Genomic DNA, 25,247 nt, shown 5'->3' on the forward strand with positions numbered 1-25,247 from the left:
TCACCTCGGGGCAGGGGGGATGGCGGGGATGTACCCCGCCGACATGCGGATGGCCCGGGCTAGCCGGCCCGCGATGCGCTCGGGGAGGGCGAAGTGGGGGTTCTGGGCCATCTGGCTCAGGGTCTTGGCGTCCACCTCCCCGTCCAGGTAGTTGAGCCAAACGCCGTGGACGGCCACGGGCCGCCCGTTTGGGCCCAGGATGGCGGGCTTGTCGGGCCTGAGGAAGTCCAAGCGGATGCCCCCGTGGTCTATCCCGTCCGAGAGGGTCTTGTGGAAGTAGATGTCCTCGGGGGGGATGCCGTTGGGGTTGCCGAAGAGGGTGGGCTCTTTCCAGAGGTCCACCACCCCCGCGTAGGCCCGCCCGTCCCCGCCGTCCTTGAAGGCCCCCTGCACCTCCTTGCCCAGGAACTGAGCCATGGAGAGGCTTTCCTGGGCCACGGTCTTGGCCCGGGGGGTGGCGTTCGGGACGTCCTGGGCCACGCCGGTGACCACCGCCCCCCGGAGCCGGGCGTGGAGGGCCGCGGACGAGAGGGTCACCACGAAGGGCTTCTTCCCCTGCTGGGCCAGGTCGTTGATCTTCTGCAGGCGGGCATAGTAGCCCCCCACGGTGGAAAGGTCCACCACCGGGATGGGGTTGCCCTGGGCCAGGTAGTAGGCCACCATCCCGGCCAGCTTCTGGTTGGCCTTGGTGTTGCCCCCGGCCAAGGAGGGGTTCAGCACCACGGTGAAGTAGGGGTCCTTGGGGGCGTCGTCCCCCCCTCCCCCACCCCCGCCGGCGTTCCCGCTTCCCGAGTTCTTAGGAGGCTGTAGGCGTTTGATCCAGGCGCTGGCCACCGGGGCCGCGGCCAGGGCTACCCAGCCCGCGGCCAGCATGATGGGGATCATGGCGGCCACGTACAGGGGCTCCACCAGCTCGCTGGCCCCCTGGGTCAACCGCTTCATGAGCTTGGGCATCACTCACCTCCCCAAAGGGGGCGGTCCGGGGTCATGCGGAAGTCCGGGTCCACCCCCGCCTCCTCTTCCTTGGCCTCCTTCCCCTCCCCTAGCCGGGCCAGGGCCAGGCCCAGCACCCCGGACCCCACCAAGAAGCCGGTGCCCAGGAGGAGGCTCTGGGCCGGGGAGAGGCTGGCGGCCCCGAGGCGGGCGGCGTAGTGGGCCAGGGCCTCCTCGTAGCCGATGGCGGAAAGCAGGGCCCCCACCACGGGGTGGTTCACCGCCGCCCGGACGCGCTCCTCCCGGTCCGGGGGGGCGAAGGCCGCGAAGAGGTCGGCCACGAAGCCCTGGATCTGGGCCGCGGTGAGGAAGGGGATGGCCTTTTCCTCTCCCCCTACCGGGGCCCCGATGGGGTCCACCAGGTCAGGCCCAGAGGAAGGGCTGGGTGAGCCGTTCGTATAGGTCGGGGAGTTCTCCATACTCCATCACCTCCGCGTTCCCCACTTCGCCCGCCACCTCGGGACGGGGCTGGGGAGCGGGGGTAGGCGCTTTGGCCTTGGGGCGAAGGGCCAGGAAAACGAGGGCCACCGCCCCGGCCCCCAGCAGGAAAAGGGGAAGCAGGGGGGTCCGGGGCGATGGAAGGGAGGTAGGAGGCTCACGCTCGGGTTGGGGCTCAGGGGCCCTGGGCCGCTCGGCCACGATCCGCGCGATGGGATCTACCGCCGCTTCCGAAACCGGCCCTTGGAGTCCCGGGGCGGAAGCCGGCGCCGCCGCCGATGGTGCCGGTGCCTGGGCATCTGTCACCTCCTTTTCCAGGTCCAGTAGGTCAGCGATCCGCATTAGACTCACCCTGCCCCACCTTTTCTGGAATGTCAACCACGTAACGTGGAAAACGCCGTACCCCAAGCTTTTCCAGGATGATGCCCAGGGCCACCACCCGCGCGGCCCGGCCCGGGCCGATCCCGGGGATGGCCATCAGCTCCTCCACGTCCAGCTCGGGGATGCGGGCCAGGTCCCCCCCGCACAGGGTGAGCACCTCCCGCGCCGCCTCCCGTCCGTCCCCGGCCTCTCCCGGCGCCGTGAGCAGGACCCCGAGAAGGGCCTCCTCGGAAGCCTCAATCTCCGGGTTCCGCCGGCGCGTAGCCCGCTCAATCCACCGCCGTGGGTTGATCATGCTTCCTCCCCCATTCCGCCGCATGGCCCATGTCGTGCCACGCCAGTTTCGCCTTCCAGCCACCCCGGCCTCCCCGCGTTTCCAGCACCGCGATCACCTTGGCCTCGGGGAAGGTCTCCACGAAGGTGGGCAGAGAAGCCAGGGCGTGCTCCACCGCTTGCTTGGCCCGCGCTTTTTGGCCCTTGCCCATAGGGATAGGCCCCACGAAGAGCCGGGCCGAAACGGTATGCTCGGTGGGCCGGCCTTGGGGGAAGGGAGCGTCCATGCGACCGGACAGCCTCACTTCCGCCAGGGCCAGAGCCGTTTCCGCCCGAATGGTGTAGTAGAAGGTGTGGCCGATCCACGTCACCGCCCCGTTCTCCACCCGCACGCTGGCCAGGTACTGGCCGGTCACGTAGGTCCGTTCCAGCTCCGACAGGCCCCGGTGAATCCGCTCCACGGGCAGGTACGGGGCGAGGTGAATGGTGTCCGTTTCCAGGGCGAAAGCGTAGCTATCCACGCCTTCCGACCTAGACCGGTCGTAAGCCCGATAGCCCAGGGCCTTTAACCGGGCCCGTATCTCCTCCAGAAGGGGGGTATCCGTGGGGGAATCCGAAGGGGCTGGGCAGGCAAAGCCCTCCTGCCCAGGGTTCTCGTCGGTCTCGGGGCCGGCGCCCTGGGCAGCGAATCCCGGGGAGGGTTCAGCCGGCTGGCACACCGCCACCAGGTAGGCCCGTGGCCCCTGGGGCCTAGGCGTCTTCCCGTACCGCCTCTCGGGGCCGGCCACGATGGAGAGGCCCATGCGCCGGGCCAGGGCCTCCAGTTCCCGCGGGTCCTCCTCCCCCTTAGGCCGCCGGATGGCCAGGATCACCCGCCCGCCCTGGCCCTTCACGAACACCTGCACCCGGTCCTTGGGGGAGGTGGGGATGGCCTCCCGTACCACCCTGCCAGGCTGGTTCAGGGCCTCTTCCACCATGGCCCGCAGGACCCCCTCCAGGGGGGCCAGGTTCACCCGGTCAAGCCGCATGCCCCACCCCCGCGCGGAAGCCCTGGGTAAAGGCCATGAGGTCCAGGAAGCCCTCCCGCTTGAGGAAGGCCGTGAGCCAGGCCGCGGGGTTCCGCACCCCCGAGGCTTCCTCAAGGACGAGGAGGCCCCGCTCCAGGATGGCCAAGGGGGTCCGGGTCCCAAGGAGGAGCCCCTTCAGGACCGTCCAGGCCACCTTCCGCCACCAGTCCAGGTTCCGCCCGTCCCGAAGCCGCGAGGCCAAGGCCCGGGCCAGTTTTTCCACCCAGAGAGGCCGCTCGGACCGGGCGGGGAGGGTCAGAGCGGCAATATAGGTAACGAGGGGGTTTTTGAGGCGGGATAACGTGGACCTTCCCAGGGGGATCACCAGGGACCACACCCTCTCTTGCATTAAGGGAGCCTCTTCTCTATATTGCCGCTCTGCGGTTTGGGCCTCGGTCAGGCCCAGGCGGATGTCCGCCGGAAGGTCACGAAGGGGTAGGCTGAACGCCTCCCGGTCCGGGCCCTTGGCCTCCCCTTGCGGGGCCAGGTACACCCGGAGGAGGATGCCCGCGATCCGCCAGGTCTCCCCTACCCTCACCCGGTACATCCGGTACTGGACCCAGCGCCGCACCTCGGGTAGGCGAAGCCACCGCTCCACCGAGTCCCGGGAGACCCCGAGGATCCGGGCCAGGACCCAGATGGGCGCAAAGACCACCATGGACCGCTCCTTGGGCGACCGCCGGTGATACAGGACCAGAGCCAGCAAGAGAACCACCAGCGCCCCAGGGCCGGCCCGCCGCCCGTAGCGGGGAGTCTCGCTCCACAAGGGGGCCTCCCCCCCGGCCCGCCGGTAAAGAGCCAACGCCTTCCGCTTGGCGCTGTCCCAGGCCGCCCCCTCGGGCTTAGACCCCTCCATGGCCTTTCTAATGCCGGCCTCTTTCCAGGCTTGGAGGATGGCGCCGGGAGAAGGGGCGGCCTCGGGGGAGGGCACCTCGAGGGCGGCCTCGGGGGGAGTGGCAGAAGGAGGCTCCGCCGGAGCGGAAAGGGAGGAGGGGGCCTCCGAGACCCCCTCTCCCTCTTGGGGGGCACTGAACAGCCCCATGAGGCGTTCAGCCCATGCCAGGTTGCCTGACCGGATCGCCTTCTCTACCAGGGCCCTTTGAAAGGGCGTGAGGCCTTCCAACCCGTCCATGGCATCCCCTTTCGGGTAGCCGTTCGCGGACTAGGCGGAAAGCACAGTGGGAGCCCTGAGCTCTCATCACTTTCCTCCCCCCAGCTCCTGAAGCAACCTGGCCAACTCTGCCAGCACGGCTTCCCTCCAAGGCGGGGGCCCCTGGGCCAGGGCGATCCGGCCCAGGCGGAAGAGACTCTGCCGCTCGGGATGGGCCAGGAGCCGGGGAAGCCATTCCCTGCCCCGCAAGCGCACCCCCAGAAGCACCAAGAGCGCCAACCTCAAGGCCAGAAGCCATAACCACCCCCTGAGGCTCGCTCCCGTCCGCAGCCGGTGGCGGTCCAGCCCAAACCTCTGCCCCTTCAGGTCCCTAAACCCCTCTTCAATCCAGACCCTCCACCCACACGATTGGGTGGGGACGCTGCTGCTGAGGGACGGGCAGAGGCTTTCCTACAGCCTGATGGGGGCTAAAGGTGTCACGCGAAGCGTACGTTTTCCCCGGTGGTGGAGAGCTTTTTTGCCCGGTTCAAGGGGGAGGGTCAGGACCAGTTTTTGGAGGCCAGAAGCCTTGGGGAGCTAAAGGAGGTGGTGAAGGAGCGCCTACGCTACTACCACGAGAGCCGGTTGCACTCCGGTCTGGGCTACCGGACCCCAAAGGAGGTGATGGAGGAGGCACTAGGGAAAAGCAGGCAGGACGTCACACGGGAGGCAGGGTGAAAGTGTCTAAGTTCAGGGGGGCTGGATCAGAGAGGCAAGCCCCCCAGGTATTGACAAACCGTAAGCTTCAACCTTACGATACGAAAGAACCAAAGGGGGTAAGCTATGGCTCGGTGGCTGAAGGTGATGTTAGGGCTTTTGGCGTTGGGGGTATCCGGGCTGGGCCTGGGACAGCAGGTTCGCATTATCGTGGTCACCCACGGCCAAGCATCGGACCCCTTCTGGTCCGTGGTAAAGAACGGCGTGGACCAGTCGGCCAAGGAGCTTGGGGTGCGCGTGGAGTACCGCGCTCCGCAAACCTTCGATATGGTGCGCATGGCCCAGCTCATCGATGCGGCCGTGGCGGCGAAGCCGGATGGTCTAGTGGTGTCCATCCCCGACGCTAACGCCCTAGGGCGGTCCATTCAAGCAGCCGTCCGCGCAGGGATTCCCGTGATCTCCATCAACTCGGGTGCCGACGTCTTCAAGCGCCTCGGGGTCCTCATGCACGTGGGTCAGGAGGAGTACATCGCAGGAAAGGGGGCCGGGGAGAGGATGAGGGCCTTGGGGGTGAAGACCGCCGTTTGCGTGAACCACGAGGTGGGCAATGTAGGGCTGGACCAGCGCTGCAAGGGGTTCGCCGACGGCTTGGGGGGAAAGGTGGAGATCCTGGCGGTGAAGGCCGATTTCACCGAGGCGCGAAATGCCATCGCCAACTTTTTGCAGCGCAACCCCCAGGTGGAAGGAGTGCTGACCCTGGGGCCCGTGGGCGCCGAACCTGCCCTTCAGGCGTTGCAGCAGACGGGGCGGCTGGGTAAGGTTCGCTTCGCTACCTTTGACCTCTCCACCGCAGTGCTCGAGGCCCTGGCCAACAAGCAGATGGACTTTGCCGTGGACCAGCAGCAGTACCTGCAAGGGTACCTGCCCATCGTCGTCCTGACCTTGTACAAGCGCTACGGGCTTCTTCCTGCCAACGACATCATCCTCACCGGACCTGGTTTTGTCACGCCTGAGAATGCCCGCCAAGTCATCGACCTGACCAAGAAAGGTATCCGCTAGGGGTTCGAGGGGGATATGCTCAAGAACCTAATTGGGGGCGAGTGGAAGGCGGTGTCCCGTCCGGCCCTGCCGGTGTACAACCCGGCCACGGGGGAGGTTCTGGAGGAGGTGCCCCTCTCGGGGAAGGAAGAGGTGGACCAGGCGGTGGAGGCGGCCGTCCGGGCCTTTCCCAGCTGGAGCGCCACCCCCCTCCTGGGGCGGGTCCGCCTCATGTTCCGCTTCAAGGAGCTTCTGGAGCGGCACTTTGAGGAGCTCGCCCGCCTCGTCACCCTGCACCACGGCAAGACCCTGGAGGAGGCCCGGGGGGAGGTGCGGAGGGGGATAGAGGTGGTGGACTTCGCCCTCTCCGCCCCCACCCTCCTCCAGGGACGCACCCTCCGCGAGGTCACGGGGGGCGTGGACCAGAACCTCTTCCACTTCCCCTTAGGGGTCGTGGCGGGCCTCCCCCCCTTCAACTTCCCGGTGATGATCCCCCTCTGGATGTTTCCCATCGCCGTGGTGGCGGGGAACACCTTCGTCCTCAAGCCCTCGGAGAGGACCCCTTTAGGGGCGGTGCGCCTGGCGGAGCTCTTTCTGGAGGCGGGCTTTCCCGAGGGGGTGCTGAACCTGGTGCACGGGGGGAAGGAGGCGGCGGATGCCCTGGTGGCCCACCCCGAGGTGCGAGCGGTGCAGTTCGTGGGGAGCGAGCCCGTGGCCCGGCGGATCTACGCCCTGGCGGCGCAAAGCGGCAAGCGGGTCTCGGCGGCGGGCGGGGCCAAGAACCACCTGGTGGTGATGCCCGATGCCGACCTGGACCAGGCTATCCCCGCCATCCTGAACTCCGCCTTCGGGAACGCCGGGGAGAGGTGCCTGGCGGGGAGCGTGGCCGTGGGGGTGGGGGGAGTGGGCCCGGAGCTTCTCGCGCGGGTGGTGGAGGCGGCGAGGAGGCTCAAGGTGGGCCCGGGGTGGGAGGAGGGGGTGCAGGTGGGGCCCCTGATCCGGGAGGAGCACCGGCGGAAGGTGGTGGCCTACATAGAGCGGGGCCTAGAGGAGGGGGCGGGGCTGGCCCTGGACGGGCGTGGGGCGGAGGGGCCGGGCTTCTTCCTCGGGCCCACGGTCCTAGACCACGTCTCCCCCAGGATGGCCGTGGGCCGGGAGGAGATCTTCGGGCCGGTGCTTTCCGTGTCCTACGCCCAGACCCTGGAGGAGGCCATCCGCCAGGCCAACGCCGTGGCCTACGGGAACATGGCCTGCATCTTCACCCAAAGCGGCCGGGCGGCCCGGGAGTTTAGGGAAAGGGTCCAGGCGGGGATGGTGGGGGTGAACGTGGGGGTGGCCCAGCCCTTCGCCTTCTACCCCTTCTCCGGCTGGCGGCACTCCTTCTTCGGCGACCTCCACCCCCACGGGCCCGACGCCTTCCTCTTCTACACCCAAAGGAAGGTGGTGGTGGAGCGGTGGTGAGGCCTGCCCCTATCGCACGCCGGTTCTTCCTGGCGCCGGAGTCAGGGGCGCTCATCGGTCTAGCGGCAACCTTCACCTTTTTTGCCCTGATGGCGGGGAATCAGGGCTTTCTGACCCTGCAGGGCACCGTCAACTACCTCGAGGTGGCCGCCCAGCTCGGCATCCTGGCCACCGGCGTGGCCCTGCTCATGATCGCCGGGGAGTTCGACCTGAGCGTGGGCTCGGTGATCGGGGCGACCGGGATGGTCTTCGCCCTGGGGGTACAGGTCTTCGGCTTGCCCGTTTGGGCCTCTATCCTCCTGGCTTTGGCCCTTGCGGCGGGGGTGGGGTGGGCCAACGGCTACCTGGTCCTCAAGACCGGCCTCCCCTCTTTCATCGTTACCCTGTCCACCCTTTACATCCTCCGGGGTGCGACCATTGCCATCACCCGCGAGGTGACCAATGTGACCCGTTTCTCCGGTCTAGCCGAGCCCGCACTCAAGGATCCCTTGGCCCAGCTCTTGTTGGGGGCGCCCTTGGGCCTACCCGTTTCCGTGTGGTGGTGGGTCTTCCTCACCCTGGTCTTCTCCCTGGTTCTCCTCCGTACCCGGTGGGGCAACTGGATCTTCGCGACGGGAGGGGACCCAGTAGCGGCCCGGAACTCTGGGGTTCCCGTGTACCGCGTCAAGACCTACCTTTTCATGCTCACCGCCCTCTTAGCGGCCCTCCTCTCCCTCATCCAGGTCCTGAACACGGGTTCGGCCGACGTCCTGCGCGGTCAGACTAAGGAGCTGGAAGCCATCGCCGCCGCCGTGATTGGGGGATGCTTCCTCACCGGAGGCTACGGGTCCGTCCTCGGGGCGAGCCTGGGGGCTCTCACCCTGGGTATGGTCCAGCAAGGGATCTTCTTCACTGGCATCAACACCGATTGGTACCTGACCTTCCTAGGGGCTATGGTGCTCGGCTCGGTTCTCCTCAACCAGGCCCTGCGGCGAAAGGCTTGGGAGGCGTGGCGATGACCCCCCTAGCGGAACTACTCCAGGTGGAGAAGCGGTACGGCCGGGCGCCCGCCTTGAGGGGGGTCTCCTTCGCCGTCCACCGGGGCGAGGTGCACTGCCTCCTAGGGGACAACGGCGCGGGCAAGTCCACCCTGATCAAGATCCTGGCGGGGGTCTTTCCCCCGGACCGGGGCGAATACCGCTTTGAGGGCCGTACCGTTCGCCTGCGTTCTCCACGGGAGGCCTTGGACCTCGGGATCGCTACCGTGTTCCAGGACTTGGCCCTCCTTCCCCTGATGAGCGTCCTGAGGAACTTCATCCTGGGTCGAGAACCCGTGGGCCGCTTGGGGGTCTTGGACCTGCGGGAAGCGGAGCGCCAGGTCCGGACGAGCCTGGAGCGCCTGGGAATTGCCCTGGATGACCTCCACCGGCCGGTGGGGATGCTCTCCGGGGGCCAGCGGCAGGCGGTGGCCATCGCCCGGGCGGTCCACTTCGGGGCCAAGCTTTTGATCCTGGACGAGCCCACGAGCGCCCTGGGGGTGCGCCAAGCGGCCCAGGTCCTCCAGGTGATCCGGAGGATGAAGGAGGTGGGGGTGGGCGTGGTCTTCATCACCCACAACCCCCTGCACGCCCTGGCGGTAGGGGACCGGTTCACCGTGCTCTTCCAGGGGGAGAGCCTGGGCACGTTTTCCCGGGGAGAGGTGGACGAGCGGGAGCTGACCCGGCTCATGGCAGGGGGAAAGGCCCTGGAGCTGGAGGTGGAGGGATGAGGCTAACGGTAGCCCAGGCCCTGGTGCGGTACCTCGCAGTCCAGTATGCGGAGCGGGACGGGGAGAGGCGCAGGCTCATCCAGGGGGTGTTTGGGATCTTCGGGCATGGCAACCTTCCCGGTCTCGGCGAGGCCCTCCTCCGGGGAGGGGAGCTCGGCCTGCCCTTTTACCGCTTTCAGAACGAGCAGGCCATGGTTCACGCCGCCATGGCCTACGCCAAGCACACGGATCGGCTTTCCACCTTCGCCTGCACCTCCTCCATTGGTCCTGGGGCCACCAATATGGTCACCGGGGCCGCTGCGGCCACCATCAATCGGCTCCCCGTTCTCCTGCTTCCCGCCGACTACTTCGCCAACCGCCTTCCTGATCCCGTGCTGCAACAGCTGGAGCACCCTTTGGACTTCGACGCTAGCGTCAATGACGCCTTCCGCCCCGTTTCCCGCTTTTTCGCACGCATCACCCGGCCAGAACAGCTCCTTTCCGCTCTGCCCCAGGCCATGCGGGTCCTCACCGACCCCGCGGAGACGGGGGCGGTTACCCTCCCCTTGCCGGAGGACGTGCAGACCGAGGCCTACGACTGGCCTGAGGAGTTCTTTGCCCCCAAGGTGTGGCGGGTCCGGCGTCCCCCGGTAGAACCCGAGGCCCTCGAGGAGGCTGCGAGGCTGATAAGGGGGGCCCGAAGGCCCCTGATTGTGGCGGGTGGTGGGGTGCGCTACAGCGGGGCTAGCCGAGCCCTCTCCCTGCTGGCCGAAGGCCACGGCCTGCCGGTAGCCGAAACCCAGGCGGGGAAGGGGGCGCTCCCCTGGGACCACCCCCTCAACGTGGGACCGATCGGCGCAAGCGGCGGTCTCGCAGCCAACCGCCTGGCCCAGGACGCCGACCTGGTGCTGGCGGTGGGCACCCGGTTAGGGGACTTCGCCACAGCCTCTAAGACCCTGTTCCGGAATCCGGAAGTACGCTTCCTCGGTCTCAACGTCACCCCTGCGGACGCCCACAAGTTGGGCGCCCTGGCCTTAGTGGCCGACGCCCGGGAGGGCCTTGCCGCCCTGGACAGGGCCCTGGGAGACTGGAGCACCTCCAGGGCCTACCGGGACGAAATCGCGCGGCTAAAGGCGGAGTGGGAGGGGGAGGTGAACCGCCTTCGGGGGCCCGGGGCTTCCTTCAGCCAGGCGGAGGTCATCGCTTTGGTAAACGAGTCTTTATTTGATGCAGTGGTGATCAACGCCGCAGGAAGCATGCCCGGGGACCTTCTCAAGCTCTGGCGGACCCGGGATCCCCGGGGGTACCACGTGGAGTACGGGTACTCTACCATGGGCTACGAGATCCCCGCTGGGATCGGGGTTCGGCTGGCAGACCCCACCCGGGAGGTGGTGGTGTTCATTGGTGACGGCTCCTACCTCATGATGAACTCCGAGCTCGTCACCGCCCGGGCCTACGGCCTCTCCTTCCTGGTGGTGCTGGTGGAAAACCAGGGCTTCCAGTCCATCCACGGGCTCCAGCGGAGCCTGGGCTCCCCAGAGTTCGGCAACGAGCTCAAGGACAAGGAAGGCCGCCCCATTGCCGTAGATTTTGCCGCCCACGCCCGCTCCTTAGGGGCCGAGGTTTGGGAGGCTTGGGACCGGGAGTCCTTCCGGCGTGCGCTGGAGGAGGCCAAAGGCCTGTTTGGGCTGCGGGTCATCGTCGCTCATGTGAATCCAGAGGCCCGGGTGCCTTCCTACGGCTTCTGGGACGTCCCCGTGGCCGAGGTTTCGGAGTTTCCCGAGGTGGAGGCGGCCAGGCGGCGCTACGAGGAAGCCCTCCGGTCCAGGCGGCTCCGCTTTTAGGAGGGGGTATGGAGGGCGCACCTCCCATCCGGTTCGGCAACGCCCCCTGCTCCTGGGGCACCCTAGAGGGGGTGGGGCAGGGGGTACCCTATCGCCAGATGCTGGACGAGCTCAAGGAGACGGGCTACGAGGGAAGCGAGCTCGGGGACTACGGATACATGCCCACCGACCCCGTGCTTTTACGGGAGGAGTTTCAGAAGAGAGGTCTCGTCCTGCTTGGGGCGTTCGAGGGGGTGTACCTACGCGATACATCGGAGCATGCCGCGGGCGAGGCGCGGGCGTTGAGGACGGCCGGGCTCATGGCGGCGCTGGCCGACCTGGATTCGGAATGGAAGCCACTCCTCGTCCTCTCCGATGAGCACAGCCGCGATCCCTACCGTTTCCACCATGCGGGCCGCATCCGCCCGGGAGAGGGGCTTTCCCCCGAGGAGTGGCGGGTAGTGGCCCAGGGTGTGAAGCGGATCGCCATCTCCGTGCGCGAGGCTGTGGGTTTGGAGACCGTCTTTCACTTCCATGCGGCGAGCTTTGTGGAAACCCCTGAGGAGATCGAGATCCTGGTGGAGCTCACGGGCATTCCCCTGGTCTTCGATACCGGACACTACCTCTACGGGAGCGGCAGGGTGGAAGGGGAGGTGGTCCTCGAGGGGTTGCGCCGGCTGGCCCCCTGGGTGCGCTACGTCCACCTCAAGGACGTGGACCCGCAGGTGGCCTGGAAAGCGCGCAGGCAAGGGTGGAGCTATCTCGAGGCCGTTCGCAACGGTCTCTTCACCGAGCTTGGCCGGGGAGCCATCGACTTCGAGCGGGTGTTCGCACTCCTGAGGGAGCTGGGCTACCGGGGCTTTGCCACCGTGGAACAAGATGTCCTGCCCGGGATGGGCACCCCGAAGGAGAGCGCCCTGCGCAACCGGGCGTACCTGAGGCAGGTGACGGGATGGTGAAGCGCTGGGACGTCCTCACCGTGGGCCGGCTGGGTCTGGACCTTTACGCCCTGGAGGCAGGGCCCAAGGCGGAAACCCGATCCTTCGGTGCTTTCATCGGGGGCAATCCCCTCAACGTGGCCGTGGGGGCGGTCCGCCTGGGCCTTTCGGCGGCGCTGATCAGCGCCGTGGGAGACGATGCCGTAGGCGAGTTCGTCCTTGCCCGGCTGGCCCGGGAAGGGGTGGACACCCGCTTCGTCTTCCCCAAGGCCGGGCACCGCACCCCTGCCGTGGTCCTCTTCCGCGAGGGGAGCACCTACCCCCTGACCTTTTACCGGGAGGCCGCAGCGGACTGGGCCCTGGGCCTAGAGGACGTAGCCCAGGTCCCCGTGGAGGCAGCCCGGACCCTCTTCGTCTCGGGCACGGCCCTGGCCCGGGAGCCCTCCCGGAGTGCGGTCTTTGCTCTTGCAGAGCGGGCTAGGGCCCAAGGAGTCCCGGTCTACCTGGACCTGGACTTCCGGCCTGGGCAGTGGCACGACCCCGGAGCTTACGGGGTGGTCATGCGGAGCTTCCTTCCCCTGGTGCGGGTGGCCATCGGGGGCGAGGGGGAGGTGCGCGCCCTGCGCCCCCGCTCCGTGCGGGTCCGGGCCCACCAGGCCACGGAGCCCCTGGTGGAGGGGGATTTGGAGGGGGTGGTGGCCGAGGCCCTGGGCCGTGGCCTGGAGGCCTTGGTGGTCAAGGGGGGGGAGCGGGGTGCGGGGGCCTTTTTCCCAGACGGGAAGCGGCTATGGGTGGAGGCCTTTCCCGTGGAGGTGCTGGCCCCGCTTGGGGCCGGGGACGCCTTTGCCGCGGGGCTCCTTTGGGCCAGGCTCCGGGGCCGCTCCTGGGAAGAGGCCCTCCTGGTGGGCAACGCTTGCGGGGCTATCGTGGCGAGTCGGCTCGGGTGCGGGGAGTTCAGCCCGAGGAGGGAAGAGCTCGAGGCCTTTCTGCGGGAGAGAGGGGTCCATGTGGGTTAGGGACGGGCGGGAGCTCTACCAGGACGCGTTCCTGCGGGGGTACGCCCTGCCCGCCTTCAACGTGGCCAGCCTGGAGATGATCCAGGCCTGCCTGCGGGCGGCCGAGGCCCTCCGGGCTCCGGTGGTCCTGCAAACCTATCGGGAGGAGGTGCGGCGGGTTGCGCCCGAGGCCTTCGCGGCCATGGTGCGGGCTTTGGCGGAGCGGGTGCGGGTTCCCGTCCTCCTCCACCTGGACCACGGGGGAAGCCTTGAGGAGGTCTTCCGGGCCCTCCGGGCCGGGTACGGGTCAGCCATGTGGGACGCCCAAGGGATGGGGATCGGCAAGGTGGCGGAGGGGGTGGCGCAGGTGGCCCCCCTGGTGCGCGGCATGGGGGCGGCCCTTGAGGTGGCGGCCGAGGGGTTTTCCGGCGAGGAAAGGAGCCGGCCCGAGGAGGTGGCCACCCTTTTTCAGGCGGGGGCGGACGTGGTGGCCGTGGCCGCGGGATCCCGCCACGGGGAGGAAAGCCGGCTGGACCTACCCCTTCTGGCCCGGATCCGCGAGGAGGCCCGAGGCCCCTTCGCCCTCCACGGGGGCAGCGGCATCCCCCCGGAGGACCTGGAGGCGGCGGTGCGGCTAGGGGTGGTCAAGGTCAACGTGGGCACCGCCCTGTACCGCTCCTTGCGGGCCCTCTTGGGCCGGCCCTGGGAGCATCACCGCCTCTTTTACAAGGCCGTGGAGGAGGAGCTGATGAAGGTGGCGGAAGTCTACATCCGCCGGACCCAAGCGGAGGGAAAGGCATGAGGAGGCTGGGCGTGGCCCTTTTGGGCGCGGGACGCATGGGGCAGCTGCACGCGGAGCTTTTGGGCGCCCTACCCGAGGTCCGGGTGGTGGCGGTGGCCGACCCCCTTCGGGAAAACGCCGAGCGGGCGGCCTTCCTGGCCCGGGCCGAGGAGACCTACCTGGAGCCCTTGGAGGCCTTGGACCACCCCGGGGTGGAGGCGGTGGTCATCGTGACCCCCACCCCCACCCACGCCGCCCTCATCCGGGAGGCGGCCCGGAGGCGGCAGGCCGTCTTCTGCGAGAAGCCCGTGGCCTTAGACCTCGCCTCCACGGAGGCCGCCCTGAAGGAGGTGGAGGCTTATGGGGTTCCCTTCCAGATCGGGTTCCAGCGCCGCTACGACCCCGGTTACGCCCAGGCCAAGGCCCTTCTGGAAGGGGGCGAGATCGGTCGGGTGGACCAGTTCCGGGCGGTGAGCCGCGATCCGGCCCCGCCTTCCTTGGAGTACCTCAAGGCCTCCGGGGGTATCGCCGTGGACATGGCCATCCACGACCTGGACCTTGCCCGCTTCCTGGTGGGGGAGGTGGTGGAGGTGCAGGCCTGGGGAGCCGCGAGGGTGGACCCCAGGATCGGGGCCTTAGGCGACTGGGACACGGTGAGCCTCCTCCTTCGCTTCGAGAGCGGGGCCCTGGGCGTGGTGGAGAACAGCCGCCGGGCGGTCTACGGGTACGACATCCGCACCGAGGTGTTCGGCGAGAGGGGCAAGCTGGTGGTGGAGGCCCTGCCCAAGACGCCCCTCTACCGCTACGGTCCGGTGGAGGAGGTGCGCCTGGACCACTACCGCTACTTCACCGACCGCTTCCGCGAGGCCTACCGCCTCGAGCTCCAGACCTTCGCCCGCAACGTGCTGGAGGGGCGGCCCCTGAGCCCGGGCCCGAGGGATGCCCGGGAGTCCCTGCGCTTGGCCCTTGCGGCCACGCGGAGCCTGCGCGAGGGCCGGCCCGTGAGGGTGGAGGAGGTGGCATGATCCGCCTTCGGGGAAGGGTTTCCCTTTTGCGGCGCGCGGATCCCGAAACCGCGGGCTGGCGGTTCCTGCACTTCGCCCTGGCCCGGGTGGAGGGGGAGGCCCGGGGGGTAGGGGAGGGGGTGGAGCTCGCCCTGGTGCCCCTAGAAGGAAAGGTGCTCGTGCGCGTGGGGACCGAGGACTACGCCTTGGTGCGAAAGGACGTGTTCCGGAGCCTTCCCCGGGTGCTCTACCTCCCTCCGGGCGTCCCCTTCCGCCTGGAAGTGGAGGGGGGCCCGGCCCTTCTGGCCCTGGGGGGGGCCCCGGCGGAAGGCCGCTACTCCGTCCGCCTCTTCCACCCCGAGGAGATGCGCCGGGAGCTTCGTGGGGGAGGGCCTGCCCTGCGGCAGGTGAACCATGTCCTGGGCCCCGACCTCCCGGCGGAGAGGCTCCTCCTGTACGAGGTCTACACCCCTTCGGGGCACTTTTCCGGCTGGCCCCCCCACAGGCACGACGGGTTGCTGGGTTCGCCCTACCTGGAGGAGACCTACCTCTACCGGGTCCGCCCCGAAGGGGCCTTCGCCATCCACGTGAACTACGATCCGGAGCGGGGAACAGAGGAGGTTCACCTGGCCCGGGACCTGGACCTGGTGCTGGTGCGGGGAGGGTACCACCCCGTGGCCGCCCCCCCGGGGGCCAACGCCTACTACCTCAACTACCTGGCCGGGGAGCTCATCGGGGAGGCCCGGCGCCGCCCCCCCGTGGACGACCCCCTTTGGGTCTGGGTCAAGGGGGACTGGTCGGGCGACCCCATCCCCCTTCCCTTGGAGGAGGCATGACCCCTGCCGAGCGGCGCCGGGCGATCCTGGACCTCCTGGAGGCCAAGGGGGAGGCGAGCGTGGAGGAGCTGGCCCGGGTCTTCCGGGTGAGCCAGGTGACCATCCGGGCGGACCTGGCCGACCTCGAGGCCCGCGGCCTGGTGCAGCGGGTCTACGGGGGCGCGGTGCCGGTGCGCAAGGTCCTCTTCAACCCCTCCTTTGAGGAGAAGCAGCGGCACCGCATGGGGGTCAAGCGGGCCATCGCCCGCAAGGCCCTGGAAGTGATCCGGGAGGGGGACGCGGTGCTCCTGGACGCGGGGAGCACCACCTTGGCCCTCGCCAGGATGCTCAAGGACCGCTTCAGCAAGCTCTTCGTCCTGACCAACTCCGTCCCCGTGGCCCTGGAGCTCCAGGGGAGTGGGCACGAGGTCTTGGTCCTGGGGGGCAGCATGCGCCACCACAGCCTGGCCCTCATCGGGTCGGCCACCGTGCGCACCCTTTCCTGGTACCGCGCGGACAAGGCCTTCCTCGGGGCCACCGGGGTGGACGCGAGGGGGTACTCGACCCCTAACCCGCTGGAGGCGGAGACCAAGCGGGCCATGCTGGAGGCGGCGGGGGAGGCCTACGTCCTCGCCGACTCCAGCAAGCTGGGCCAGCCCACCCTGGCCCGCTTCGCCGCCCTGCAGGAGGCCGTCCTCATCACCGACGCCGAGGCCGACCCCCAGGCGGTTGCCGCCCTGCGGCAGGCGGGGGCCGAGGTGTGGGTGGCTGACCCGGAGTTGACGGATCCGGGGGATGCTTGGGTGGGAAACGCCTCTAGGGCGAAGAGAGGAGGGGAAGCATGAAAGGATGGATCGGAGTGTTGGGATGTGCCTTGCTGGCCTCGGGCCTGGCCCAGCAGACCGTCACCTTGCGGGCATGGACCATCGGACCCGAGGACGCCTCCAAGACCCGGGCCACCAACCTGGTGGAGGCGGCGGAGGAGCTCAACCGCATCCTGGAGGCGGAGAAGGCCCCTTACCGGGTGAGGGTGGAGACGACCTTTGAGACCACCAACTGGGACAACTACCACCGGCGGCTGCTCCTCGCCTTCCAGAGCGGCCAGGCCCCGGACATCGTCCAGACCACCCACGTGGACATCGGGGCCTACGCCGAGGGCGGGTACATCGTCCCCCTCGAGGAGTACCTGGGGCGGTACCGCACCTTCCAGGACGTCACGCCCGCCCTCTGGAGCGCGGTGACCTATCGGGGCAAGCGCTACGGGGTGCCCCAGGACACGGAGGCCCGGCCCCTTTACTTCAACAAGCCTCTCTTGGCCAAGCTAGGGTGGTCCTCCGGCCAGATCGCGGGCCTGGCCCAGGCCATCCGCGAGGGCCGGTTCACCTGGGAAGACCTGATCCGGGTGGGCCAGGAGGCCGTTCAGAAGGGCGTGGTGCGGCCGGGATACGCCTACTGGCACCGGCCCGTGAACGGGCCCGACTTCTACCAGTTCTACTACGCCTGTGGCGGCACCTTGCAAAATCCCCAAACCGGCAAGCTCGTCCTCGACCGCACCGCCCTGGGTTGCATGTACGGGCTCCTGGGTCGGCTGGTCCAGACCGGAGTCATGACCCGGAACCTCCTAGGCATGACCTGGGACAACTGGCACAGCACGGTCTCCAGCGGCCAGGTCCTCTTCGCCTCCGCGGGGACCTGGACCTGGGCGCAGTGGGCCACCCAGTACTACGCCAAGGACCACGGGGGGTACGACTACCTGTGGCAGACCTTCGGCTTCGCCCTCCAGCCCGCGGTCCGGCCTGGGGGCAAGCCGGTGACCCTGTCCCAGCCCCAGGCCTACCTGGTCACCGCCGCGTCCCGCAACAAGGAGCTCGCGGTAAGGCTTCTCAACCTGGTCACCCAGCCCAAGTACGATGCCAAGCACGCCCTGGGCAGCGCCCACCTGCCCATCCTCAGGACCACCTACGTCCTGCCCGAGGTGCGGAGCCACCGCTTCCTCCAGTCGGTCCGCTACATGCTGGACTACACCACCTATCAGGCCATGAGCCCGGACTGGGGCGTGTACGCGGACGCGGTTTTCCGGGGCATCTCCGCGGTGGAAAGCGGGCAGCTCTCCCCGGAGGCGGCCGTGGACCTGGTGGCCAAGGACCTCGGGGCCAAGCTCGGCGACCGCGTGGAGGTTCGCTAGGGGGCTAGGGGTGAGGGGTCTCGGGGTGCGCCTCCTCTTCCTGGGACCGGCCGGGGTTCTGGTCCTCCTCTTCTTCCTGCTTCCCGTGGCCCTCACCCTCCTCCTCTCCCTCACCGACCTCTCCACGGTGACCTTTTCCCGACCCCGGTTCGTGGGCCTCGCCAACTACCTGGAGCTCCTCAGGGACCCCTTCCTTCCCCTTATCCTCAGAAACACCCTGAAGTACGTGGCCCTAACCCTGGCCTTCAACGTCCTCATGGGCCTTTTCCTGGCCCTCTCCACCAGCCTTCTTCCCGAAAGCCTTGGAGAGGCCTTTCGCGCCCTCTGGCTCCTGCCCCGCATCACCGCCTCCGTGGTCTACGTCCTCATCTGGCAGGGCATCGCCGCCGTCGCTCCTTACGGCCTCCTCAGCCAGGTCACCGGGGTTTCGGTGAACTGGATCCAGCAACATCCCTGGGCGGCGGTCGTCCTGGCGAACGGCTTCGTGGGGGCGTCCTTCGGGATGCTCCTGTTTGGCGCGGCCATCAAGGCGATGCCTCCCGAGCTCTTCAGGGCCGCGGCGGTGGATGGGGCGGGGATCGGGGCCACGGTGCGGCACGTGGTCCTGCCCCTGCTCCGCTGGCCCATCCTCTTCGTCACCACCTACCAGACGCTTTCCCTCTTGACCTCCTTCGAGTACATCCTGCTCCTTACCGACGGGGGTCCCGGCTTTTACACCACGGAGGTCTGGGCCCTCCACGCCTACCACCTGGCCTTTTCCAACTATTACGGCAACGCCCGCTTTGGCCTGGGGGCGGCCATGGCCGCCATCCTGGTTCTGGTCGGCCTCTGGGTTTCCCTCCTCTACCTGCGCCTCTTCGACTTTAGGCGCCTCCTGGAGGTGCCCCGCATCGAGGTGGACTGATGCCCCGGACCCGCTTCTGGCCCCTTCTGGCCCTCGGTCTTCTCGCGCTTTCCCTACCCCTGCTCGTGGGCTACCTTTGGCTTTTGGTCTCCGCCTTTAGTCCTCAGGTGCACGGCCTGAAGCCGGTGGGCGGGCTCACCCTGGAGCACTGGCGCTTCCTCCTTGAGCCCATCGGGCAACGCCCCCCGATCGGCCGGGTCCTGCTCAACACCCTGGTCTACGCCTCGGGGGTGGCCCTCCTGGTGGTCTTGGCCTCCTCCATGGCCGCCTATGCCCTCTCGCGCCTGGCCTTCCGCGGTCGGGGCTTCTACCTGGGCCTGGTCCTGGTGCTCCACGCCTTCCCCGCGGTGAGCCTGCTCATCGCCATCTTCTACGTTCTCCGGCTCCTCGGCCTCTTCGACACGCTTACCGGGGTCATCCTCGTCCAGGCCAGCCTTCAGCTCCCCCTGGGCGTCTGGGTGATGAAGGGCTTCTTCGACGCCATCCCCTGGGACCTGGAGCGGGCGGCCTTGGTGGACGGGGCTTCCCGTTGGACCTTCTTCCTTAGGATCGCCCTCCCCCTGGTACGGCCCGGGCTTTTCGCCTTGGGCACCTTCGCCCTGATCGCGGCCTGGGGGGAGTTCATCCTGCCCTACACCCTCATCGTGTCCAACCGGGCCTGGACCCTGGCCCTTTACCTGCAGAGCCTCCTCGGGGCGGTGGACTTGGCGGACTACGGCCTGGTGGCGGCGGTGGGCCTCTTCTACCTCCTTCCGGTCCTCGGCCTCTTCCTCCTCGGGCAACGCTTTCTCCTGGCCATCTACGGTGGGGGTATCAAGGGATGAAGGGCTTTGGCGTGGAGCTCCAGCACCTCTCCAAGCGGTTCGGCCAGGTGGAGGCCCTCCGGGAGCTCTCCCTGGACATCCGCCCGGGGGAGCTGGTGGCCCTTTTGGGTCCCTCGGGGTGCGGCAAGACCACCACCCTTCTCCTCATCTCCGGGATCTACCGGCCCAGCGCGGGGAGGATCCTGTTCGACGGCCGGCCGGTGGAGCACCTCCACCCCAAGGACCGGGACATCGGCATGGTCTTCCAAAGCTACGCCCTCTATCCCCACATGACCCTCAGGGAGAACATCGCTTTTCCCCTGCGCCTGAAGCGCCTCGGGGCCAAGGAGGTGCGGGAGCGGGTGGAGCGGGTGGCGACCCTTCTGGGCATCGCCGAGCTTCTGGAAAGGAGGCCGGCCGAGGTCTCGGGAGGCCAGCAGCAGCGGGCGGCCCTGGCCCGGGCCCTGGTGAAGGAGCCGGGCCTTCTCCTCTTGGACGAGCCCCTCTCCAACCTGGACGCCCGGATCCGCCTCCAGGCGCGCACGGAGATCCGGAGGCTCCAGCTCCAGCTCGGCGTCACCACCCTCCTGGTGACCCACGACCAGGCCGAGGCCTTGGCCATGGCCGACCGCGTGGCCGTCTTGGCGGAGGGGAGGTTGCAGCAGTACGATGCGCCGGAGACCCTTTACCGAAGGCCGGCCAACACCTTCGTGGCCCACTTCATCGGCGATCCCCCTATGAACCTCTACCGGGGCCGCTTCACCCCGGAAGGGTTCGTGGGAGAGGTGCGGTGGCCCCTCCCTTTCGGGAGCCCTCCGCCCCTTTTGGGCGAGGGGTTTCTGGGGATCCGCCCCGAGGACCTGGCGGTGGTTCCTGGGGAGGCCCCGGAGGGGGTTCGGGGCCGCGTGCTCCTGCGGGAGGCCCTGGGGAGGGAGGTTCTTCTGACCCTGGCCTTGGAGGGGGGTGGGCAGGCGAGGGCGCTGGTTCCTGGCGGCGCCCCCTACCGCCCGGGGGACGCGGTGGGGTTGCGGTATGCCCTCGAGGCCCTGCACTTCTTCGACCCGGAGGGAAGGAGGGTGGGGGATGGGGTTGCCCCAGCACGTGGAGCTTAGCGGCAGAAAGGTCTGGCTCAAGTACCACCGGCTCCTTTCCGGATCCGGCCAGTTTCCGCCGAACTCCCTTTCGGCCTTGGAGGAGGTGGTGGAGGGCGGCGCCTTTGCCCTGGAGTTCGACGTCCGGCTCCTGGGGGACGGCACCTGGGTCCTCCATCACGACCCCACCTTGGACCGGGAGACGACGGGCCTTGGGCCCCTCAGGGCGGTGGATCTTTCGGCCTACAAGGCCCTCCGCCTGCGGGGAAGCGGCGAGCCCCCGGCCACGTTGGCGGAGGCGGTGGCCTACCTGGCGGCAAGCCCCCGGGCCCTAAAGGTCCAGGTGGACCTCAAGGAGGAGGTGCTCGCCCTGGAGGAGGCGCTCGCCTTCCTGCGGGCGCTGGAGCCCCTGCGGGCCAACCCTAACCTCCGGGTGGTGGTGGGTTCCCTGGCCGACTGGAACTTGCGGCTGCTGAAGCGGCTCGACCCGGCGCTCGCCATAGGGCTGGATCCGGCGTATTACCTGGACGCGCCGGTGGGCACCTGGTTCCGGCTGCCGGTCCGGGTCAACGCCTACGGCTACCTGGACGACCACCCCCTGGGCTTCCGCCGCCTCATGCCCGTGCGGGCCTACCTGGAGGACCGCCTCGAGGCGCTCTTGCGCTCAGTGCCTCCGTTTGAGGAGCTTTACCTGCGGAAGGAGTTCCTGCTCCAGGCCCTTGGGGACGGCTTTGATCCCGTGGCCTTCGCCCGGAGCCTGTGGGGCAGCCTCCTGGTGGACGTCTGGACCCTTGACCCCGAGGAGGGGGGCCTGGAGGTCTACCTCGAGGCCCTGGCCCGGGTGGGGGTGGACCAGATCACCTGCGATCGCCCCCTCCGACTGGCGGCTTTAGTTCCCCCACCAGGCGGGCCAGCCGGTTAACCCCCTCGTTGAGCTCCTCCACGAGCAGGAGCAGGTCCAGGTGGGTGAGGGTCGAGGCCCGGCTCTCCTCCCGGTGCCGTAGCCGCTGCAGGTGGGCCTGGCGGGAGGCTTCCAGCCGGGCCAGGAGCTCCGGGTGCTGCCGCTCCACCTCCTGGGCCAGGGCCCTGTCGCCCGTGGCCAAGGCGGTGAGGGCCCTTTCCAGACGCTCCAGGGTGGCCTGGGCCAGCTGGGCCAGCTCCTGCCTGCCCTCGGGGCTAAAGGTCAGGCCCTGGGCCCAAAGCCTCTCCGCCTTACGCAACGCCCTTTTGGAGAGGTCGGCCAGGTGCTCCAGCTCGCTGGCAGCCTTGAGGAGGGGGAGGGCCAGGGCGTCCTCCGGGAGCCGGGCCGCGTAGACGAGGACCTCCCGGCTGAGGCGGTCCACCTTCTCCTCCAGGGGGGCGAGGTCCGCCTCCCGGCCCGCCTCCCGGCTCAGGGCCCGCCAGGCCCCCTCGAGCACCGACCGGGCGGCGTCCCCGATGCGGGCGATCTCCCTCAGGGCGAGGCCCCGGGCCAGGAGGGGGTCGCCGAGGGCCTCGAGGCGGAGGTACTTGGGGCCCAGGGCCCTGGGGAGGGGGAGCAGGTGCGCGGTCAGCCGGCGGAAGAGGGGGAAGGACAGGGGAAAGGTGAGGAAGGCCAGGGCGTGGTAGCCCACGTGGGCCCAGAAGGGCCCCGGGCTGGGAAGGAAGAGGAGGGGCAGGGCCAAGGTCAAGCGGTGGACGAGGAGCAGGAGGCCAAGCCTCAGGCCCTCGGGCGTGGGGCGGAAGAGAAGGGGGCCGGTGCACCCTACCCCGCCGCCCAGCACCAGGGCCAGGGTATGCCCGGGGTCCACCCCTGCCCGGGAAAGGCCGAGGGCCAGCAGCGCCACCAGGTTGGCGGAGCCGACGCCGTAGGCCAGGAGGAAGCCGGTGAGGAAGAGGAGCCAGCCGGGAAGGAGCGGGAGCCAGGGCCCCAGGCCCAGGGCCGCCTCGTGGGCGAGCTCTAGGCCTAAGAAGAGGAGGCCGATGCCGTAGAGGAGACGACCCGTCCCCGGGCTCCTCCCCCGGGTGGCCACCTCCCAAAGGAGGGCCAGGCTTAGGGCGCCAAAGGCCAGGGCCCGGTTGCCCAGGCCGGCCACCGCCACCACCCCTGTGGCCCCCAGGGTCCCCCCGAGGGCGAGGAGGGCCGCTTCGTAGAGGGAGAGGACCCCGGCCTGGAGGAGGCCCCGCCCGAGGAGGCTCAGCCCCGTGCCGCTTCCCGAGGCCGCCCCCAGGAGGAGGCCGACCAGGCCCAAGGGGAAGCCCCGGAACCGGGAAAGGAGCCGCCTGCCCCTGGGCCCCAGGAGCCCTCCGGCCCCCTCGGTGAGGAGGAGGGTGCCGAGATAGAAGAGGGCCAGAACCCCTAAGGCCTCCACCCTCTACCCCCGGGCCGCCAAGAGGACCTCGGGCAGGTCCCCGATGAGGCCGTCCACGCCGAGGCCCAAGAGCCTCCGCGCCTCCCCCGGGTCGTTCACCGTCCAGGGGATGACGAAAAACCCCGCCTCCTTCCAGCGGGCGAGGCTTTCCTCGCTTACCAGGGCCTTGTGGGGGTGCACCCCCTCGAGGTCCAGGGCCCGGGCCACGGGGCCGAGGTCCTCCTCCGCGAAGAGGAGGGCCCGCAGGAGGCCGGACTCCCGGAGGAGGTAGAGGGCCACCGGGTCGAAGCTGGACACAAGGGCCCGGGAGGCCAGGGGTGTTAGGGCCCGCCCCAGGGCCCGGGCCGCCGAGGGGAAGCCGGGGAGGGACTTGAGCTCGGCGTTCAAGACCGCCTCAGGGTAGTCCTGGAAGAGCTCCAGTATCTCCTCCAGCGTGGGGACCCAGGGCTCCATCGCCCTGAGCTCCGCCAGGCTCAGCGCGGGCACCGGGCCCTGGGGGGTGGTGAGGTCGTGGCGGACCACCAGGCGCCCCTCCCGGGTGGCCTGGACGTCCAGCTCCACCCCGGAGAGGCCGGCCTCGAGGGCCAAGCGAACGCTTTCCAGGGTGTTCTCCCTGGCCTTCCTAGGGGCACCGCGGTGGCCCAGGAGAAGGGGCTTTTTCACGGGGACCTCCGGGAAACCCTCTGGGCGTCTATAGCTTCCTGAGAGCGTTCCAGATACCAGCCCGCATCAGGTTTCCGCAGGGCCAGGGCCACGTAGAGGGCGTCCACCACCGCCAGGTGGACCACCCGGGTGGCCATGGCCTCCACCCGGAAGGCCGCCTCCCGCACCGGGGCGATGAGGGCCACGGTGGCCTTCCGGGCCAGGGGGCTTTGGCGGAAGGAGGTGAGGGCGAGAATCCTCGCTCCCGCCCGGTGGGCTTCGCGGACGCTGTCCAGGAGCTCCCGGCTGCGGCCGGTGTGGGAGACGAAAAAGCCCACCTCCTCCGGTCCCATGAGGCTCGCCGCCACCGCCTGCATGTGGGTCTCGGGGGCCATGAACACGGGGAGGCCGATTCTGAGGAAGCGGTAGTAGGCGTCCAGAGCCACGGGGGCGCTGGAGCCCACCCCGAAGACCCCCACGCGCCGCGCCTTCAGGAGGAGCTCCACGGCCTGGGCAAAGGGCGCTGCCTCCAAGGCGGAAAGGGCCTCCTCCAAGGCCTGGACCTCGGAGCGGAGGACCTTGCGCAGAACCTCCTCAGGGGGATCCTCGGGGCGCACGTCCAGGGAGGGGGGGAGGGAGGCCCTCCCCCCGAGCTCCATGGCCAGGGCGATCTTGAGCTCCCGGAAGTCCCGGAACCCGAGCCTCCGGGAAAGCCGGGTCACGGCGGCGGTGCTCACCTCGGCCCGGTCCGCCACCTCGCGGATGCTGGCCTTCACCACCGCCTCGGGGGCGGAGAGGAGGAGGCGGGCCACCGCCTGCTCCGTGGGGGCCAGCTCGGGAAACTCGCTTCTGAGCCTCGGGATTAGGGCCATAGGCGTTCCTTCAGCTCCCCTAGGTCCCGGACCACCAGGACGCCCTGGGCCTGGACCTCCCTTATTCTTGGGTCTTCCGGACGGGTGGCCCCGGTCAGGACCAAGGCCGCCCGCACCCCCGCCCCCAGGGCGAAGGGCACGTCCACCTCGAGGCGGTCCCCCACGTAGAGGCAGGCCTCTGGTTCAAGCCCAAGGTCCTCCAGCGCGTAGGTGAGGAAGGCGGGGTTGGGCTTGCCCAAGATCCCCTCGGGCTGGCGCCCCGTGGCCCGCTCCAAGAGGGCCAAAAGGGCCCCGGCGTCGGGGAGGAGCCCTCCCTCCTCGGGGCAGGCGGGGTCGGGGTGGGTGGCGAAGAAGAGGGCCCCCCCTTCCAGGAGGCGGCAGGCCCGGGCGAGGCGGGCGTAGCTCAGGGTGGTGTCGAAGCCCACCAGCACCCCGTCCGGCTCCTCCTCGCTCAGTCTGAGCCCCAGTGCCCCGAGCTCTGCCGCCAGGGCCGGGGTGCCGAGGAGGTACCATCGGGCCTGGGGGTAGAGGCGGGCTAGCTCGAGGGCGGCGAAGCGGCCGCTGGTGAAGACGGCCTCTTCCCCCACGGGAAGGCCCAGGCGCCTGAGCCTTAGCGCGTGGTCCGAGCGGGGCAGGGCGGAATTGTTGGTGAGGACCCCCCAGGCCCGCCCTTCCCGAGAAAGAGCCTCCAGGAGGCTCCTGGCCCCCGCAAGGGGCCTCCTCCCTCGAAGGAGCGTCCCGTCCAGATCGAAGAGCCAAGCCCGGGGCGGAGGCATTTGCCCTGATCTTATGATCTTAGTCTCTTGCATGTCAATAAGTCTGTAAATTATTGACAGCAGCCGAGGGGGGTGTTATGATG

General features: G+C 69.1%; 27 protein-coding genes and 1 pseudogene. 17 read left to right on the forward strand and 11 right to left on the reverse strand.

The window, feature by feature from the left end:
• The 7 genes and pseudogenes from ACY5J6_RS13205 to ACY5J6_RS13235 form a co-directional block, all read right to left on the reverse strand.
• Positions 1–954 (reverse strand): hypothetical protein, encoded by a 954-nt coding sequence (locus ACY5J6_RS13205; protein WP_462846095.1) that lies wholly within the window; start codon positions 952–954, stop codon positions 1–3.
• Positions 954–1,352 (reverse strand): hypothetical protein, encoded by a 399-nt coding sequence (locus ACY5J6_RS13210; RefSeq protein ID WP_462846096.1) that lies wholly within the window; start codon positions 1,350–1,352, stop codon positions 954–956. Before ACY5J6_RS13210 ends, ACY5J6_RS13205 begins: the two co-directional genes overlap by 1 nt.
• A 4-nt stretch (positions 1,353–1,356) precedes the next feature.
• Entirely contained in the window at positions 1,357–1,521 is a 165-nt protein-coding gene (locus ACY5J6_RS13215; RefSeq protein WP_462846097.1) for a hypothetical protein, read from the reverse strand.
• 238 nt (positions 1,522–1,759) lie between these two features.
• Positions 1,760–2,107, reverse strand: a complete 348-nt coding sequence (locus tag ACY5J6_RS13220) for a hypothetical protein (protein WP_462846098.1) — start codon at positions 2,105–2,107, stop codon at positions 1,760–1,762.
• The gene (locus tag ACY5J6_RS13225) at positions 2,082–3,113 is read right to left on the reverse strand and encodes a hypothetical protein (protein ID WP_462846589.1); all 1,032 of its coding nucleotides are present in this window, start codon (positions 3,111–3,113) and stop codon (positions 2,082–2,084) included. The genes ACY5J6_RS13220 and ACY5J6_RS13225 overlap by 26 nt, the downstream gene beginning before the upstream one ends.
• Positions 3,103–4,284, reverse strand: coding sequence for a hypothetical protein (locus ACY5J6_RS13230; protein ID WP_462846590.1), 1,182 nt, complete (start codon positions 4,282–4,284; stop codon positions 3,103–3,105). Before ACY5J6_RS13230 ends, ACY5J6_RS13225 begins: the two co-directional genes overlap by 11 nt.
• Before the next feature lie 66 nt (positions 4,285–4,350).
• A pseudogene (locus ACY5J6_RS13235) lies at positions 4,351–4,665 on the reverse strand (IS4-like element ISTth2 family transposase); the annotation flags it as partial.
• A gap of 102 nt (positions 4,666–4,767) precedes the next feature.
• On the opposite strand from ACY5J6_RS13235, the gene ACY5J6_RS13240 reads away from it, so the two are divergent.
• The 17 genes from ACY5J6_RS13240 (at position 4,768) to ACY5J6_RS13320 (ending at position 21,445) form a co-directional block, all read left to right on the forward strand.
• Positions 4,768–4,980: an integrase core domain-containing protein gene (locus ACY5J6_RS13240; RefSeq protein ID WP_462846591.1), complete on the forward strand. Its 213-nt coding sequence runs from the start codon at positions 4,768–4,770 to the stop codon at positions 4,978–4,980.
• 105 nt (positions 4,981–5,085) lie between these two features.
• Positions 5,086–6,018, forward strand: coding sequence for a sugar ABC transporter substrate-binding protein (locus tag ACY5J6_RS13245; RefSeq protein WP_462846592.1), 933 nt, complete (start codon positions 5,086–5,088; stop codon positions 6,016–6,018).
• A gap of 15 nt (positions 6,019–6,033) precedes the next feature.
• Entirely contained in the window at positions 6,034–7,458 is a 1,425-nt protein-coding gene (locus ACY5J6_RS13250; protein WP_462846593.1) for a CoA-acylating methylmalonate-semialdehyde dehydrogenase, read from the forward strand.
• An 89-nt stretch (positions 7,459–7,547) separates the two neighbouring features.
• Positions 7,548–8,456, forward strand: a complete 909-nt coding sequence (locus ACY5J6_RS13255) for an ABC transporter permease (protein ID WP_462846594.1) — start codon at positions 7,548–7,550, stop codon at positions 8,454–8,456.
• Complete coding sequence (locus ACY5J6_RS13260) at positions 8,453–9,205, forward strand: ATP-binding cassette domain-containing protein (protein ID WP_462846595.1); 753 nt, start codon at positions 8,453–8,455, stop codon at positions 9,203–9,205. The genes ACY5J6_RS13255 and ACY5J6_RS13260 overlap by 4 nt, the downstream gene beginning before the upstream one ends.
• Entirely contained in the window at positions 9,202–11,028 is a 1,827-nt protein-coding gene (iolD, locus tag ACY5J6_RS13265; RefSeq protein ID WP_462846596.1) for a 3D-(3,5/4)-trihydroxycyclohexane-1,2-dione acylhydrolase (decyclizing), read from the forward strand. The genes ACY5J6_RS13260 and iolD overlap by 4 nt, the downstream gene beginning before the upstream one ends.
• 8 nt (positions 11,029–11,036) lie before the next feature.
• Entirely contained in the window at positions 11,037–11,966 is a 930-nt protein-coding gene (locus ACY5J6_RS13270) for a TIM barrel protein (protein WP_462846597.1), read from the forward strand.
• Positions 11,960–12,961, forward strand: coding sequence for a 5-dehydro-2-deoxygluconokinase (gene iolC / locus ACY5J6_RS13275; RefSeq protein WP_462846598.1), 1,002 nt, complete (start codon positions 11,960–11,962; stop codon positions 12,959–12,961). The genes ACY5J6_RS13270 and iolC overlap by 7 nt, the downstream gene beginning before the upstream one ends.
• Positions 12,951–13,742, forward strand: a complete 792-nt coding sequence (locus ACY5J6_RS13280; protein WP_462846599.1) for a class II fructose-bisphosphate aldolase — start codon at positions 12,951–12,953, stop codon at positions 13,740–13,742. Before iolC ends, ACY5J6_RS13280 begins: the two co-directional genes overlap by 11 nt.
• A complete protein-coding gene (iolG, locus tag ACY5J6_RS13285; RefSeq protein ID WP_462846600.1) occupies positions 13,739–14,746 on the forward strand; it encodes an inositol 2-dehydrogenase in 1,008 nt (335 codons plus the stop codon). The genes ACY5J6_RS13280 and iolG overlap by 4 nt, the downstream gene beginning before the upstream one ends.
• Positions 14,743–15,561 (forward strand): 5-deoxy-glucuronate isomerase, encoded by an 819-nt coding sequence (locus tag ACY5J6_RS13290; RefSeq protein ID WP_462846601.1) that lies wholly within the window; start codon positions 14,743–14,745, stop codon positions 15,559–15,561. The genes iolG and ACY5J6_RS13290 overlap by 4 nt, the downstream gene beginning before the upstream one ends.
• Positions 15,558–16,385 (forward strand): DeoR/GlpR family DNA-binding transcription regulator, encoded by an 828-nt coding sequence (locus ACY5J6_RS13295; RefSeq protein ID WP_462846602.1) that lies wholly within the window; start codon positions 15,558–15,560, stop codon positions 16,383–16,385. Before ACY5J6_RS13290 ends, ACY5J6_RS13295 begins: the two co-directional genes overlap by 4 nt.
• Positions 16,382–17,725, forward strand: coding sequence for an ABC transporter substrate-binding protein (locus tag ACY5J6_RS13300; RefSeq protein ID WP_462846603.1), 1,344 nt, complete (start codon positions 16,382–16,384; stop codon positions 17,723–17,725). The genes ACY5J6_RS13295 and ACY5J6_RS13300 overlap by 4 nt, the downstream gene beginning before the upstream one ends.
• A 10-nt stretch (positions 17,726–17,735) precedes the next feature.
• Complete coding sequence (locus ACY5J6_RS13305; RefSeq protein ID WP_462846604.1) at positions 17,736–18,629, forward strand: carbohydrate ABC transporter permease; 894 nt, start codon at positions 17,736–17,738, stop codon at positions 18,627–18,629.
• Positions 18,629–19,453: a carbohydrate ABC transporter permease gene (locus ACY5J6_RS13310; RefSeq protein ID WP_462846605.1), complete on the forward strand. Its 825-nt coding sequence runs from the start codon at positions 18,629–18,631 to the stop codon at positions 19,451–19,453. The genes ACY5J6_RS13305 and ACY5J6_RS13310 overlap by 1 nt, the downstream gene beginning before the upstream one ends.
• Complete coding sequence (locus ACY5J6_RS13315; RefSeq protein WP_462846606.1) at positions 19,450–20,544, forward strand: ABC transporter ATP-binding protein; 1,095 nt, start codon at positions 19,450–19,452, stop codon at positions 20,542–20,544. The genes ACY5J6_RS13310 and ACY5J6_RS13315 overlap by 4 nt, the downstream gene beginning before the upstream one ends.
• A complete protein-coding gene (locus tag ACY5J6_RS13320; protein ID WP_462846607.1) occupies positions 20,516–21,445 on the forward strand; it encodes a glycerophosphodiester phosphodiesterase in 930 nt (309 codons plus the stop codon). The genes ACY5J6_RS13315 and ACY5J6_RS13320 overlap by 29 nt, the downstream gene beginning before the upstream one ends.
• Here ACY5J6_RS13320 and ACY5J6_RS13325 read toward each other — a convergent pair.
• Genes ACY5J6_RS13325 through ACY5J6_RS13340 form a run of 4 tightly spaced genes read right to left on the reverse strand, consistent with a single transcriptional unit; the run spans position 21,381 to position 25,164 of the window.
• Positions 21,381–22,874, reverse strand: a complete 1,494-nt coding sequence (locus ACY5J6_RS13325; RefSeq protein ID WP_462846608.1) for a Na/Pi cotransporter family protein — start codon at positions 22,872–22,874, stop codon at positions 21,381–21,383. The genes ACY5J6_RS13320 and ACY5J6_RS13325 overlap by 65 nt on opposite strands.
• A gap of 3 nt (positions 22,875–22,877) precedes the next feature.
• Positions 22,878–23,537 carry a glycerophosphodiester phosphodiesterase gene (locus tag ACY5J6_RS13330; protein ID WP_462846609.1) on the reverse strand — a complete coding sequence of 220 codons (660 nt, stop codon included), beginning with the start codon at positions 23,535–23,537 and terminating at the stop codon, positions 22,878–22,880.
• Positions 23,534–24,388 carry a MurR/RpiR family transcriptional regulator gene (locus ACY5J6_RS13335; RefSeq protein WP_462846610.1) on the reverse strand — a complete coding sequence of 285 codons (855 nt, stop codon included), beginning with the start codon at positions 24,386–24,388 and terminating at the stop codon, positions 23,534–23,536. The genes ACY5J6_RS13330 and ACY5J6_RS13335 overlap by 4 nt, the downstream gene beginning before the upstream one ends.
• The gene (locus tag ACY5J6_RS13340) at positions 24,379–25,164 is read right to left on the reverse strand and encodes an HAD-IIA family hydrolase (RefSeq protein ID WP_462846611.1); all 786 of its coding nucleotides are present in this window, start codon (positions 25,162–25,164) and stop codon (positions 24,379–24,381) included. Before ACY5J6_RS13340 ends, ACY5J6_RS13335 begins: the two co-directional genes overlap by 10 nt.
• Between the last annotated feature and the right edge of the window lie 83 nt (positions 25,165–25,247).

Source organism: Thermus sp. H19.2 (genome assembly GCF_054979525.1).